Here is a 16,842-nt window from a genome sequence, read left to right on the forward strand (position 1 = left end):
TCACTTGTCGGTCTCGGTCGGTCGGTTGTCTGTCAGGCGGGGGTCGATCATCGTGGCGAGGGTGACCTCCGGCCGTGCCCGCGACGGTGCTCCCGTCGACCAGTCGACGAGTTCGTCCGCCTCACCGTCGGCGAGGAGCGGCGCCGCGCCCACCGGGGCGTACGGCGACGCGGTCAACGCGTCGAGCAGCGCCACGAACCGTCGGGCGGTTGCCGTGACGGTGACCTCGTCGTACAGGTCGGTCGCGTAGACCAGGTTCAGCCGCCAGTCTCCTCCTGGTACGGCTGCCACCGCGAACTGCAGGTCGAGTTGCGCGGCGACGGCGAGCGGTTCGAGAGGGGTCACCTCGATGTCCCCGCTGAACACGGGGCCGGTGGGGCCCGGTTGAACCATCGTCAGCATCACCTGGGCCAGTGGCGAGAACGCCTGGGACCTCGTCGGGTTCACCCTCTCCACGACGGCCTCGAACGGCACGTCGGCGTGCGCGAACGCTTCCAGGTCGACGTCACGGACCTCATCGAGCAGGTCGGCGAACGACATGCCCGGCTCGACTCCGGTGCGGAGCACCAGCGTCCCGGCGAACATGCCGACGAGATCGTCGAGCACCGATTGGCCGCGACCGGCGATCGGCGTGGCGACGGTGATGTCGTCGGTTGCCGACAACCTGGACATCAGCACTGCGAGCGCGGCGTGCACCACCATGAACGGGGTGACACCGTGATCGCGTGCGACGTCGGCGACCTTCGCACCGATGGGCGCGGAGATGTCGACGCTCACCATCTCCCCTCGCCCGGATGCCACCGCGGGCCGCGGCCGGTCGGCAGGCAGGTCGATCACGTCGGGAACCCCTGCGAGGCGGTCCGCCCACTGCTCGAGTTGACGGCCGATCACCGACCCCGTGTCGGACGGGTCGCCGAGTACCCGGTGCTGCCACATCGCGAAGTCGGCGAACTGGACGGGCAGGTCCGTGAACTGCGGCGTCTCACCTCGACTGCGCGAGAGGTACGCGGTCACCATGTCGGTGACCAGGGGCCGCATGGATTCACCGTCACCGAGAAGGTGATGAAGCACCGCGAGGAGGATCCACTCCCCGTTCGTGGACTGCAGGCGGACGCGGAACGGCACCGACCCGGACACGTCGAAACCGGTGGTGGCGGCCGCGAGGAGCTCCTCGTGGGTGTCGACGATCGCGATGTCGGGAACAGCGGCAGACGAATCGACCGGATGGATCCGTTGGTACGGTTCGCCCTCGTGTGCCGGGAACGACGTGCGGAGCACCTCGTGTCGCGCCACGACGTCGCCGATCGCGGTGCGCAATGCGTCGACGTCCAGGTCTCCTGTCAGTTTCAAGCCGATCGGGATGTTGTAGGTCGGCGCCTCGGGTTCGAGTTGACTGATGAACCAGATCCTCGACTGCGCGAACGACAGCGGAATCCGGTCGGGTCGGTCGACGATCGCGGTGACCGGGGCGAGTGCGGCGGCCCGATCGGCCACCGCGGCGGCGAGGTCGCGGGCCGACGGCGCCTCGAACACTTCGCGCACCGACACGTCCACGCCGAGGGCCTCCCCGACGCGGCCCGCCACGCGGGTCGCCGACAGGGAGTTGCCGCCGAGATCGAAGAACGATGCGGTGACACTCACACCGTCGATCCCGAGCACGTCGGCGAACACCGCGGCGATCGCTGCTTCCGTGTCGTTCGCCGCGGCGACGGACTCCTCGACGACGACTTCCGGCTCGGGCAGGGCGCGCTTGTCCAGCTTGCCGACCGGAGTGAGGGGCAGCTCGTCGAGCAGCGTGATCGTCGACGGCACCATGTAGGCGGGCAGTCGGGTCGCGAGGTGGTCTCGCAGGTCGGCGACGGTGACGTCAGTGGAGGCCACGACATAGCCCGCCAATGCCGTCGCGACCGAACCGCCCGTGCTGACGACGATCGCCGTCTCGACCGACGGATGCGACGCCAGGACCGCTTCGATCTCGCCGAGTTCGATACGCAGACCACGCAGTTTGACCTGATCGTCGCTGCGACCCGAGTACTCGACCACGAGGGCGCCCGCACGATCGACGACCCACCGGACCACGTCACCGGTGCGGTACATGCGGTCGCCGGGCTCGCCGAACGGGTTCGCGACGAACCGTTCGGCGGTGAGGCCCGGGCGATCGAGGTAACCGCGCGACAGCGCACATCCGGCGACATACAGTTCGCCGGACACGCCGACGGGCGCCGGACGCAGGTTGGCGTCCAGCACCAGCAGGCCGACACCGCCGATCGGAGGTCCGAGGCGCACCGGCCGGCCCGCGGCCATCGGCTCGCTGATCGTGATGCCGATCGTGGTCTCGGTGGGTCCGTACAGGTTGCGGATGTCGGTGTGCGCCGACCACTGTTCGACGACGCCGTCCGGGACCGCTTCACCACCGGCCGCGAGCGACACCAGATCGGGCAGCGTCGACGCGTCGACGGTCGACAGGACCGTCGGTGTGAGGAACGTGTGCGTGATCTTCTGCGCCGCCATGAACTCGCCGAGCGCGGGACCGCCTACGGCGTCTGCGGGGCGGTACACGAGGGTGCCGCCGTTCCGCACCGCGAGGAGGTACTCGAGGACGGACGCATCGAAACTCGGTGATGCGAAGCCGAGCACCACCGGTGCATCGCCTGCGCGCAGGCGGACCGACTCCTGGGCGCCGAAGTTCGCGAGACCGGAGTGCGTCACCGACACGCCCTTGGGCCTGCCGGTGGAGCCGGAGGTGTAGATGACGTACGCGGTGTTCGCGGTCCGGACCGGTCGCAGCAGTTCACTCGAGTCGATCGGGTCTCCGCCGAGCTCCGTGAGGTCGAAGCCCGACAGGTCGAACCAGTCGAAGCCCGTCGACGGCAACTGCCCCGACGCCGGTGTCCGCAGACCGAACGTGGCGCCGGAGTCCTCGACCATCGCGCGGACGCGGTCGGCCGGATAGTCCGGGTCGATGGGCACGTACCCGCCGCCGGTCTTCGCGACCGCCCATACCGCGGTGAACAGTTCAACAGACCGCGGAATGGCCAGTGCGATCAGTGTCTCCGCGCCCGCACCCTGGCTGATCAGCGCTCGGGCCAGCCGGTTCGAGCGTTCGTCGAGTTGAGCGTAGGTGAGCGATCCACCGTCGGCGTCCGTCACCGCGACCCGGGCCGGATGGGCTGCGGCCGCCCCGGAGAACATGTCGGCCAACAGGACCGGCTCGGTGCCGTCGCCTCCGCCGACCGGCGTGAGACCTGCGGCCTGCTCGTCGGTCAGCAAGCTGATCGACGATGTCAGCGCCTGCGGGTCGGCGACCATCGACGTGAGGATCCGAACGATTGCGGCCGACAGCATCGCCGCCTGCTCGTCGTCGAACGCCGACGGCAGGTACTTGAGCTTCAGCGCGAGCAGATCGCCGGACATCATCGTCGCGAGGTTCAGCGGGTAATGCGTCGCATCGGTCGCATCGACGCCGAGGATCTCGAGTCCCCCGGTCATCGATGCGTCTGCGGTCGACAGCGACTCGTTGTCCACCGGGTACGACTCGTGGACGGTGAGCGTGTTGAACAGCGTCGGCATGCCTGTGAGCGCCGTGATCTGCGGGAGGCCGAGGTGCTGGTAGTCGAGCACCGACACCTTCGCCTGCTGGAGTCGCCCGAGCACCTGGGCGACGCTCGCGTGCGGATCCACGTCGACCACGGCAGGCAATGTGTTGATGAACAGGCCGACGATCGACTCCACGCCGTCGAGGTCCGCCGGACGACCCGACACCGTCTCGCCGAAGGCGACGACACGGTTGCCGGTGAGCCGCGACAGCAGAACGGCCCAGGCCGCCTGCAGCACCGTCGACAAGGTGACGCCCTGAGCGCGCGCCAAGTGTTCAACTGCCTTGGTCGCCTCCGCGTCGAGGGTGGCGGTGAGGTCGCGAGGCATCGCGTCCGACGACGCTTCGGCGCCCACCGCGACGAGGGTCGCGTCGTCGAGCGGTGCGACGACCTGCGCCCAGGCCGCGAGTCCGGCTTCCTCGTCGGTGTCCGCGATGTACCGGAGGTAGTCGCCGAAGCCGGTCCGCTGACCATCCGACGGGGTTCCGGCCGCTGCGGTGAACGGCGACCCGGTCACGTACAAGGCCAGCACGTCGGCGAGGACCAGGGGTCCGGACCATCCGTCGAGCAGGATGTGGTGGTTCGTGACCACCAAGCTGTAGCTTTCTGCCTGACGGACCACGACGAACCGGATGAGCGGCGGCGCCTCGAGGTCGAACGGGAGCAGACGCTGTCTGCGCGCGATGTCCTTCACGCGCTCGGCTGTGGCCTCGGCCGACTTCTCGTCGAGGTCGATCACCGACCACGGCAGGTCCACGTGATCGGGGACGACGGCGACGGTCTCCCCCGACTCCGTGCGAACGTATCCCGTCCGCAGCACCTGGTGGTGAGCGAGCAGGTCGGTCGCAGCACGTCGCAGCTTCTCGACGTCCAAGCTTCCGCCCAGCGTCAGGACCGCTTGCGTCACGTAGACGTCGACCTGCGAAGAGGTGAGCTCGGACTGGAATGCCAAACCGCGTTGCAGCGGCGTCAGCGGCCACACGGCCGCCCCGGGGAACCGGAGGTCGAGAGTGTCGAGGTCCGCCTGTGTCACGGCCACGCCGGGAACGTCCGACGGCGACAGTCCGGGACCGGACTCAGCCGTGTCGACGACTGCGGCGAGCTCGTGCTCCCAGCGTCGGGCGAGATCGGCGACGGCATCGGTGTCGAGCAGAGCCGACGGGAACGAGAAGTTCGCCGAGAGCACTCGCTGATTCCCGCTCGGATCCGAGACCACCGCGGTCCCGACGTTCACACTGAGTGCGTTCAGGACGGGCATGGTCCCGGTCGCGGACGGCGGGAACGACGGCGCGTCGACTGCTCCCGAGAACGCCAGCGGTTCGGGTGTCTCGTCAGACGACGATCCGGCGCGGCCTGCGCCGAAGAAGTTGAACCCGATGCTCGGCAACGGCCGCGCGCCCAGTTCAGAGCCCTCGGTGTAGCGCAGCAGACCGAATCCGACTCCGGCGTCCGGCTGTCCGAGACGTTCCTCCTTCGCCGCCTTCACCGCGTGCGCCGCATCGGCGCCGGGATCGACCGAGATCGGCGCGATCGTGGTGAACCAGCCGGCGGTTCGCGTCAGGTCGGCGCGATGCGGATCGCTGCTGCGTGCGACGATCGCCTCGTCGCGTCCGTGAGTCTCGACGAGGAACCCGACGGGCGCGTCGTCGACGATGCCGCGGTCGGCCTGCCACGACCGGACCGCGCGGGCCAGTGCACCGAGCATCGCATCGTTGGCGCTGCCCTGTGCGCCGGGAGTCCCGAAGGCTTCGGGAACAGTGGTCAGCAGCGCTTCACTGACGGCCGGCGACACCCTGTGGATCACCGACTGTTCGGTGCCCATCGTGTCGCGTTCCGGGTCGAGGACGCCCCCGAGGTCGGTGGCGGTCTCCGGGAGTCGGTCGAGCCAGTAATCGGCCTCGACGAGCCGTTCGGTCTTCTGTGCGGCGATCGCACCGAACCACGCACGGCCCGACGTCACCTCTGGACGCAGCGCGATCGGAACGCCGGATGCCCGCTGCGCCCAGGCGGTCACGAAGTCTTCGATCAGAATCGGCCACGAGACGGCGTCGACGCCGAGATGGTGGATCACCACGACCACTCGACCGTCGCCGGTCGGGTCCATCACGGCGATCGCCGACACGAGCGATCCGCTCGTCGGGTCGAGTCGCCGCGACGCCGCGGCGAACGCATCGTGCAGAGCACTGGTGTACTCGTCCGATCCGACAGCGTGGTCGACGGAGACGAGGTCGGTGAAGGCCGCACCCGCTCCCGCGGTGAGCGTCCACGCCGGGGTGAGGCGCGCCGCCAGCATCGGGTGCGCGGCCACGACCGCGTCGACGACCTCGGCGAGACCGTCGCGGTCCAGACCCTTCGGTGCGGTCAACGTGGCCGATTGCGAGAGGTCGGCGTACGCGGAGACCGCGCTCGACGTGCCGCCCGTGAGCTCGATCATCCACGAGACGACAGACGGGATCGCCGAGTCGCCCGCACCGCCACCCGGCAGTTCCGCGAGCACGGGCAGCCGCGCGGAGTCGTCGGCGACTGCTGCCGCCATCGCCCGGACGGTGCGGTTCTCGAAGATCTCACGTGGCGACAGCTCCAGGCCCGCACCGCGTGCGGCCGACGCCAGCTGGATCGACATGATCGAGTCGCCGCCGAGTGCGAAGAAGCTCTCGGTGACGCTCACCCGCTCCAGCCCGAGCACACCGCCGACGATCGACGCCAGCGTCTCTTCGATCGTGGTCGCGGGTGGCACGTAGTCGGAGACCGTGGTCGTGAAGTCGGGCTCGGGCAGCGCCTTGCGGTCGAGCTTGCCCGCCGAGCCGAGAACGACGTCGTCGATGAGCGACCACACCGACGGACGCATGTATTCCGGCAGTGCCGCGTCGACGACGTCGCGGACGGCGTCGAGGTCGACCGTCGACGGAGACAGGTACCCGACGAGATGCTCACCGCCGCCCGGCGCGGTGGCGACAGTCGCGGCTGCGTGAACCACTCCTGGTGCACTCGCCAGCACGGACTCGATCTCACCCAGCTCGATGCGCTGACCGCGCAGCTTCACCTGGAAGTCGGTACGGCCGAGGTATTCGATGTTCCCGTCGAGGCCTCGCCGCACGAGGTCGCCGGTGCGGTAGAGGCGAGAGCCCGGCGCTCCGGACGGATCGGCGACGAAGCGTTCAGCGGTCAGGCCGGCTTGCGCCGCGTAGCCGCGCGCCACCTGAACGCCGCCGAGGTACAGCTCGCCGGGCACACCCACCGGTACCTGCTGCAGGCGGGAGTCGAGGATCACCATCGACGTGTTCCACGCGGGTCGACCGATCGTCACCAGCGCAGGGACGTCGGACACGTCGGCCCAGCCGACCTCGACGGCCGCTTCGGTGGGGCCGAACAGGTTGTGGATCTGCACGTGCGGCCACACGGCGTTGGCTGCGGCGACCGCCGCGGGCGGCAGCGCCTCACCCGATGCGAACACCCACTTCAGCGACGTGAGTCGGGACAGTCGGTCGGAATCGACGACGTCGAGGAACACCGACAGCATCGACGGGACGAAGTGCACCGACGTCGCGGCCGTCTCCTCGATGAGATCGGCGATGTACTCGGGGTCGGTGTGACCGCCCGGCTTCGCGATGACCACGGTGGCGCCGGTCAGGAGCGGTCCGAACAGTTCCGGCACCGACACGTCGAAGGTGTACGGCGTCTTCTGGATCACCCGGTCGCCGCCCGAGGTGTCGGACGTGCCGGCCCATGGGAACGCGTCGAGGCCCCACCACAGACGGTTGAGAACGGCGCGGTGCGACACGGTCACGCCCTTCGGCCGTCCTGTCGAACCGGACGTGAAGAGTGTGTACGCGGCGTCGTCTGCGGCGCACGACTCGGTGATCGGACCCGGATCAGCGGGAACAGGGCCGGAGGCGTCGACGCAGATCACGGGCACGCCCGCCAGACCAGCGACCGGTGCGGGCGCCTCTCCCGTCGAGGTGAGGACAAGCGCGGCGCCTGCAGTCGACATCATGTACTCGACCCGATCGGCGGGGGCTGCCGTGTCGATGGGCACGTACTGTCCGCCCGCGGCGATCACCGCGTGGACGGCGACGACCATCTCGATCGACCGCGGCAGGCACACGCCCACGGCGACGTCGGGGCCGACTCCGGCCGCGGTCAGTTCCCGCGCCAGGGTGTTCACGCGGGCGCCGAACTCCCCGTACGAGACCTCACGTCCGTCGAAGGCGAGCGCGACGGCGTCCTGTGTCGCCGCGATCTGCGCGGCGACGGCGTCGCCGATCGTCGCGAACGCCGGGACGTCGACGATCTCACCCCACGACGCGTCGGCGATGGCGCGCTGCTCGTCGAGCGGGATCAGCGGGGCGTCGCCGATCGGCGACTCCGGATCGGCGGTCAGTTCGGTGAGCAGTGCGACGAATCGGGTCGCGAGCTCCTCCATGGTGGACTCGTCGAACAGATCGGTGGCATATGTGAACGACGCCGCCCAGTCCTCACCGTCTTCGGCGACGGCCAGATTCACGGCGAGGTCGAGTTTCGCCGGCGGGACGATGTCTTCGACCGGCGCGATGCTCAGTCCGCCGAGGGCGCCGTCGGTGTCGTCGAACGACGGGCCGCTGCCCTGGGCGAACGTCAGCATCACCTGTGCGAGGGGCGCGAACGCCTCGCTGCGCACCGGATCGATCGCTTCGACGATCGTCTCGAACGGGACGTCGGCGTTTCCGAAGGCGTCGAGGTCACCGACGCGGACTTGTTCGAGCAGCTCGCTGAATGACTGTCGTTGGTCGACCACCGATCGCAGTACGAGGGTGTTGACGAACATGCCCACGAGCGGGTCGAGCGCCGCGTGCCCGCGGCCGGCGACAGGTGTCGACACCGCGATGTCCTCGGTGTCGGTCATCCGGGCGAGGAAAGCGGCGAGAGCCGAGTGCACCACCATGAAGGCGGTGGCCCCGGTGGTCGCGGACAGGTCGAACACTCGGTCGGCGACCTCGGCCGGCACGGTGAACTCGACGCTGCCGCCCTGTTCCGACGCCACCGCCGGACGCGGACGGTCGGACGGTAGTTCGAGCACGTCCGGCAGCCCGGCGAGACGCTCAGTCCAGTACGCGAGCTGACGGCCGAGCACCGAGTCCGCGTCGGCGGTGGAGCCGAGGACTTCACGCTGCCAGATCGCGTAGTCGGCGAACTGCACCTGCAACGGCGCGAATTCGGGGGCACGGCCGCCCACCCGTGCGAGGTAGGCGATCACGGCATCGGTGATCAACGGCGCCATCGACTCGCCGTCGGCCGCGATGTGGTGGGCGACCACTGCGAGGACGTGCTCGTTCTCCGCAGCCGCCCAGATCCGTGCCCTCAGCGGCAGGTCGACAGACACGTCGAATCCCGTCGAGACAGCCGCCTCGATGCCGTCACGACCGTCGACGACGGCCCAGTCGAGACCCGCACCGGCGGGGTGAATCTGCTGGTACGGCACACCGTCGAGGGCCGGGAAGGTAGTCCGCAACACCTCGTGACGATCGACGACGTCGGTGAACGCCGCGTGCAGTGCATCGACGTCGAGTGGTCCGGACAGTCGGAGGGCGATCGGAACGTTGTACGTCGGCAGGCTCGGGTCGAACTGGTTGATGAACCACATGCGCTGCTGCGCGTACGACAGGGGTACCTGTTCCGGTCGCGGGTCGACGACTGTCACCGGCGGCAATGCGGAACCGTGACCTGCGACGGCTGCGGCGAGTTCACGAGCGCTCGGTGCGTCGAACACGTCGCGGATCGACACCTCGACGTCGAGGGCGTCGGAGACGCGAGCCGCGACTCGCGTGGCCGACAGTGAGTTGCCGCCGAGGTCGAAGAAGCTCTCCGTGACCGACACCTGGTCGGTGCCGAGGAGGTCGGCGTACACGGCGGCGACCGCCCGTTCGGCGTCGGTCGCGGGTGCTACGTAGACGGCCGCCTCGATCACCGGCGCGGGCAGCGCCCGCTTGTCGAGCTTTCCGACCGGCGTCAACGGCAGTGCGTCGAGGACCGTGATCGATGCGGGCACCATGTGCGACGGGAGTCGTTCGGACAGGAAGTCCTTCAGCTCCGCGACATCAATCGTCTCGACTGCACTCGACGTTCGGGGGACGACGTACCCGGCGAGTGCGGTCGCGACCGAGCCTCCTACTCCGACGACTACTGCGGAGTCGACGGCCTGATGCGAGGCCATGACGGCCTCGATCTCGCCGAGCTCGATGCGCAGACCGCGCAGCTTCACCTGGTCGTCGCTGCGGCCCGAGTACTCGATGACCATCTGGCCGGTGTCACCCTTGCGCCACCGGACCACGTCGCCCGTGCGGTACATCCGGTCGCCGGGAACGCCGTAGGGGTTGGCGACGAACCGGACCGCGGTGAGGCCCGGATGGTCCAGGTAGCCGCGTGACACCGCGTTGCCGACCACGTACAGCTCGCCGGGTACCCCGACCGGGACCGGCTTGAGGCGGTTGTCGAGGATCAGCAGACCCACACCGTTGATCGGGCCGCCGAGGTAGACCGGTGTGCCCGGCTGCATCGGTTCGCTGATGGTGACACCGATGGTGGTCTCGGTGGGCCCGTACAGGTTCTGGATCCGACGCATCTGCGACCATTCGTCGCGCAGCGCGGCCGGGACGGCTTCACCGCCGGCGTACACGACGCGCAGCGCGGGCAGGCCCGCCGATTCCAGGGTCGAGAGGACCGTCGGGGTCAGGAACGTGTGTGTGACGGCCTGCCTCATCATGAAGTCCTGCAGGACCGGTCCGCCGACGGCGTCGTCGGGCCGATAGATCAGCACACCTCCGGAGACGGTGGCGAGCAGGTACTCGAGGACCGACGCGTCGAAGCTCGGCGACGCGAAGCCGAGGACTCGTGCGTATTCGTCGGCGCTCGAGCGGCGACGCTCCTCTTCTGCGAAGTTCGCCAGGCCCGCGTGGGTCACGGCGACGCCCTTCGGGCGGCCCGTGGATCCCGATGTGTAGATCACGTAGGCGGTGTTGTGAATCCGAACCGGCGCGATGGTCTCCGCGTCGGTGATCGATGCCGTGGACGCGCTGTCGATCGCGTCCACGACCTCGGTGGAGTCGAGGCGCAGCCAGTCGAAGCCCTCGTCCGGAAGGTCGCCGGACGCGGCGACTGCGAGCCCGAGCATCGCGCCGGAATCCTCGATCATCGCCTGCACACGATCGGCCGGATAGGTCGGATCGACGGGAACGTAACCGCCGCCGGTCTTGGCGACCGCCCAGATGGCGGTCAGCAGGTCGACGGACCGCGAGATGGCGAGTGCCACGAGCGATTCGGTGCCGACGCCCTTGCCGATCAGCCATCGTGCGAGCTGGTTCGATCGTGCATCAAGATCGGAGTAGGTGAGCACCATCCCCGTCGCGTCCACGACGGCCTGTCGCGACGCGAACTCGGCTGCTGCACGCGCGAACATGTCGCGGAGCAGAACCGGCTCGGTGGAGAGGCCGCTGACGACCATCGGCCCCGTGGCGCCGTTCGGGGCGCCCGGTGCGCCGTCGAGCGGATCGGTCACCCGGTACTCGCGCCCCGGGTTCGCCGCGACCGGCGTGACGGCGGACGGCACGGCGCCGCGGTCGAGTTCCACCAGTGGCAGATCGCCGACCGGAAGACTCGGGTCGGCCAGTGCCGCGTCGAGGATGCTCACCAGATAGTCGGCGAACCGCTGAACGGTCGACGCGTAGTACAGGTCGGTGGCATAGCGCATCGCGCCCTGCCATCCCTCGCCGTCGGCGCCCTGTGCAATCGAAACCAGGAGGTCGACGCGGGCCGGGTTCACCCCGGTGTCGACCGGTTCGACGGCGAGGCCGCCGATCTCACCGGCTGCGAGGTTCGCTCCCGCCATCTCCGGCAGGGTCGACTGGTCGAAGGTGAGCCACACCTGGCTGAACGCCGCGAAGGCGTCCGACCGCGCGGGGTTCACAGCGTCGACGATCGTCTCGAACGGGACGTCGGCGTTCGCGAACGCGTCCAGGTCGGCGTTCTTCGCCGCCGAGAGCAACTCGGCGAAGCTGCCGTTGCCTTCGACGAGTGTGCGCAGCACCAAGGTGTTGACGAACATGCCGATCAGCGGGTCGAGTTCGGCGTGGCCGCGACCGGCGATCGGTGTCCCGATCGCGATGTCGTCCTGCGCGGTCAGCCGGGCGACCATCGCAGCGAGTGCGGCGTGCACCACCATGAACGGCGTCGCCCCGTGCTCGTGGGCACGTTCAGCGATCCTCGCGGCGACGTCCGCCGGAATCTCGAATCGGACGTTGTCGCCGCGGCGGCTGGCCACCGCCGGACGTGGCCGGTCCGCGGGCAGCTCCACCAGGTCGGGCAGGCCCGCGAGGCGTCCCTGCCAGTGTGCGAGCTGCTGCCCGACGACCGAGTTCGGATCGTCGGGTGAGCCGAGCTGATCCTGTTGCCAGAGCGCGTAATCCGCGTACTGGATGGTCAACGGAGCGAACTGCGGTTCGGCGTCCTCGACGCGTGCCAGGTAGGCGGTCACCAGGTCGGTGATCATCGGGGTCATCGACTCGCCGTCGGAGGCGATGTGGTGAGTGATCAGTGCGAGCACGTGCTCATCCGGAGCGATCTCCGACACCCTCACGCGAATCGGGAACTGGCGTGTCACGTCGAAGCCGGTGGCCGCCGCCTCTTCGATCTCGGCGAGCGAGTCGACGATGCCCCAGTCCAGACGCGCGGCTACCGCCGACGCCCTGGCGATCTTCTGTCGCGGCTCGCCGTCGACTGCCGGGAAGGTGGTCCGCAACGACTCGTGCCGCGCCACCAGGTCGAGGACTGCGACGTGCAACGTGTCGGGGTCGAACTCCCCGCGCACGCGCAGCACGGACGGCAGGTTGTAGGCGGGCGAGTCGGTGTCGAGCTGGTTGATGAACCACATCCGGCGTTGCGCGAACGACAGCGGGATCACGTCCGGTCGCGGGTCCACCGCGACGATCGGCGCCAGTGCAGCCGACTTGCCGCCCGACGCTTCGACCAGTTCACGCACCGACGGGGCGTCGAACAGATCACGCACCGACAGTTCCACGCCGAGTGCCGCGCCTGCGCGCGCCACCAGACGCATCGCCGACAACGAGTTACCGCCGACGTCGAAGAAGTCGTCCGTCACCGACACCTTGTCCACACCGAGGACATCGGCGAACGCCTGCGCGACCGCAGCCTCCACCTCCGATGCAGGGGCGACATACTCCGCGTCCAACGACCCGAACTCGGGTGCAGGCAACGCCTTGCGGTCGATCTTGCCGGCCGTGTTCAACGTGATGTCGTCAAGCACCATCCACACTGTCGGCACCATGTACGCAGGCAGTGCCTTCGCCGCCGTGGCCTTGACTCCGTCGACGTAAACATGCTGGCCCTGAGCACCCGCGACGTACGCGACGAGATGCTCACCTCCGCCCGGAGCCGCCGCGACCGTCACCGCCGCGTGCACCACTCCCGGCGCACTGGCCACCACGGCCTCGATCTCCCCGAGCTCGATGCGCTGACCCCGCAGCTTCACCTGGAAGTCCGTACGGCCCAGGTACTCGAGCCCACCGTCTGCCAACCGGCGCACGAGGTCGCCCGTGCGGTACAGGCGTGCACCCGGCTCACCGAACGGGTCGGCGACAAAACGCTCCGCAGTCAACCCACCACGCGCAGCGTACCCGCGGGCCAACTGGACGCCTCCGAGATACAACTCTCCCGGAACACCCGTCGGCACCCGCCGCAGACGCGAGTCCAGCACGACCGCAGACGAGTTCCACATCGGCACACCGATCGGCACCGTCGGGTCGTCCGCCGAGATCGCACCGATCTTCTCGTACGTGATCTCCACGGCTGCCTCGGTCGGCCCGTACAGGTTGTAGAAGTCGATGTCCGGCCAGATCTCACGAACCTGCGCCGCCATCGACGGAGGCAACGCCTCACCCGTGCAGGAGACGATCCGCACCGAATCCAACTCACGAATCCGCTCGGCTCCGACAACCTCGAGGAACACCGACAGCATCGACGGAACAAAATGCGCCATCGTCGCCCGCGTGCGAGCGATCTCCGACGCCACGTACTGCGGTTCCAGATGGCCCCCGGCCTTCAACACCACCAGCGTCGAGCCGGCGATCAACGGCGCGAACAGCTCCGGAACCGAACAGTCGAACGTGTACGGCGTCTTCTGCAGAATCCGATCGGTCTCGTCGATCGGCAGCTCGTCGAGTCCCCACCACAGGCGGTTCAACACTGCCTCGTGCGACAAGGTCACACCCTTCGGCATACCCGTCGAACCCGACGTGAACAACGTGTACGCAGCGGAATCACCACCGACCGATCGAGAGACCGGTGGCGTCGACGCATCCACCGGCCCCGAAGCGTCCACCCGCACCAGGCGCACGCCGCTCGACGCCGCAGCGAACACGACGTCCGACACGTCGACCGGATCGGCGACGAGCAGCAGCTTGGCGTCGGCAGTGGTCAGCATGTACTCGGCACGATCACCCGGCACCGCCGTGTCGACCGGCACGTACTGGCCGCCCGCCGCGAGGATCGCGTGAATGGCGACCATCATCTCCACCGAACGCGGAATGCACAGCGCGACCGCCACATCCGGGCCGACGCCCGCCGCCACAAGCTCCGCCGCCAAAGAGTTCACTCGGTCGCCGAACTCGCGGTACGTCACCTCGCGGTCGCCGAACACCAGCGCGGTGGCGTCCGGGGTCCGCGCGATCTGCGCCGCAACCGCCTCCGGAATCGACGCGATCGCGGGCAGTCCCCTCTCCGAACCCCACTCCAGCGCCGCCTCCGCAGCCAGATCCGCCTCGGTCAGCAGCGACACGTCGCCCACGGCCGCGGCCGGTGCGGCGGTCAAGCCGTCGAGTGCGGCGACGAAGCGCCGATTGAACTGCTCGACCGTGGAAGTGTCGAACAGGTCCGTTGCAAAGGTGATCGATCCGGCCCAGTCACCGCCGTCGCGAGGCGAGACCGTGATGTACAGGTCGACCTGCGCCGGCAGGTGCTCGGTCTCGACCGGTTCGATGTCCAGGCCCGCGACCGACAGATCCACATCGGTGACGGATGCTCCCGGAGCGAACGACAGGATCACCTGTGCGAGCGGCGCGAACGCCTCGCTGCGGACCGGGTCGACCGCGTCGACGACCGATTCGAACGGGACGTCGGAGTGGGCGAATGCATCGAGGTCGGACGCCCGAACCTGATCGACGAGTTCGTCGAACGACATCCCGGGGTCGACTGTCGCACGCAACACGAGAGTGTTGATGAACATCCCGACGAGCGCGTCGAGTTCACGCTGACCGCGTCCGGCGACGGGTGTCGCGACGGCGATGTCGTCGGTCGCCGACAGCCGCGCCAGAACTACCGCCAACGCTGCGTGCAGGACCATGAACGGCGTCGCACCACGAGCCTTCGCCACCGCTTCCAGTCGATCACCGATCTCCCCGGGGATCTCGAACCGAAGGCTGCGCCCGTCGTGGGTCGCGATCTGCGGCCGGGCCCTATCTGTGGGCAGGTCCAGTACGTCGGGCAGGCCGGCCAGGCGATCACGCCAGTAGTCGAGTTGACGGTGGACCACCGAGTCGCCGTCCTCAGGTGATCCGAGGACGTCGTGCTGCCACAGGGCGACGTCGGCGTATTGGACGGGCAGCGGCGTGAATGCCGGGGCCTCGTCGTCGACGCGTGCCATGTACGCGGTCAACAGGTCGCTGACGAGTGGCAACTGCGACTCGCCGTCAGACGCGATGTGGTGGGTGATGACGGCGAGAACGAATTCGCTCGACGAGATCTCCCACACCCGGACACGGACCGGCCACTGTGCGACGAGGTCGAAGCCCTCCATCGCCGCAGCCTGGATCTCGGCCTGCGAGTCGACGATCGCCCAGTCCAAGCGCGCGGCGACCGCCGACTTGCGTGCAATGTCCTGACGTGGAACTCCGTCGACATCGGGGAAAGTCGTGCGCAGCACCTCGTGTCGGCCGACGACGTCGATCACCGCTGCGTACAGCGCGTCGACGTCCAGTGCTCCGCGAATGCGCAGCACGGCCGGCAGGTTGTACACCGGCGACTCGGGTTCGAGGCGGTTGATGAACCACATGCGAGTCTGCGCGAACGACAACGGAATCACATCCGGCCGCGGGACCACCGCGGTCACCGGCGGCAACGCTGCGGTGCGACCGGCGAGTGCGTTCACGAGGTCCCGCACCGTCGGTGTGTCGAACACGTCACGGACGGAGACCTCGACGTCGAGCACCTCCTCGACACGCGCGGCGATCCGGGTCGCCGAAAGCGAGTTGCCACCGAGTTCGAAGAAGGACGACGTCACGCTGATCTCGGAGAGTCCGAGGATCTCCTCGAACAGTCTCGCGACCTTGCGTTCGGCGTCGGTCGACGGGGCGACCATCTCATCGGCTGTCGCGGCGAAGACCGGCTCCGGCAGAGCACGGCGGTCGAGTTTGCCCGCGGAGTTGAGGACCACGTCGTCGATCAGCATCCACACGGTGGGACGCATGTATTCGGGTAGTGCCGCAGCGATCTCCGCCTGGACCGCCTGGAGGTCGACGGTCGACGGCGACGCGTACGCGACCAGGTGTTCACCGCCGCCCGGCGCGCTGGCGACTGTCGCCGCAGCGTGCACCACGCCGTCCGCTCCCGCGATGACCGACTCGATCTCGCCGAGTTCGATCCGCTGGCCGCGGAGTTTGACTTGGAAGTCGGTTCGCCCGAGGTACTCCACCTTGCCGTCGCTCGTACGACGCACGAGGTCACCCGTGCGGTAGAGGCGATCGCCCGGTTCGCCGAACGGGTCGGCGACGAACCGTTCCGCGGTGAGGTCCGGGCGGCCCGCGTATGCGCGAGCAAGCTGGCGTCCGCCCAGGTACAGCTCGCCTGGCACACCCTGCGGGACCGGCCGAAGTCGCGCGTCGAGCACCAGCAGGGAGGTGTTCCACACGGGGTTGCCGATGGTGACGAGTGCCGGCGCATCGGATACGTCGTCCCAGCTCACCTCGACCGCAGCCTCAGTGGGGCCAAACAGGTTGTGGATCTCGACATGCGGAAGAAGTCGGTGTGCGGCGGCGACCGTCGCCGGGGGAAGCGCTTCTCCGGAAGCGAAGAGCCACTTGAGTGAGGTCAGCGAACCGAGCGTCTCCGCGTCGACGACGTCGAGGAACACCGACAGCATCGACGGCACGAAATGAACAGATGTGGCCGACGACGTCGCGATGAGCGACGCGATGTACCTCGG

The 16,842-nt window shown here is 68.7% G+C and carries 1 protein-coding gene (only partly in view); it reads right to left on the reverse strand.

Annotation, left to right across the window (positions count from 1 at the left end; all coding sequences use genetic code 11):
• Positions 1-16,842: the 3' end of a non-ribosomal peptide synthase/polyketide synthase gene (locus tag GM1_RS01455; protein ID WP_040519235.1), read on the reverse strand. It continues 23,037 nt past the right edge of the window; only the last 16,842 of its 39,879 coding nucleotides appear in the window; the start codon falls outside the window, past its right edge — the gene reads right to left on this strand; its stop codon occupies positions 1-3.

The organism is Gordonia malaquae NBRC 108250 (assembly GCF_000344135.1).
Lineage (GTDB): Bacteria > Actinomycetota > Actinomycetes > Mycobacteriales > Mycobacteriaceae > Gordonia > Gordonia malaquae.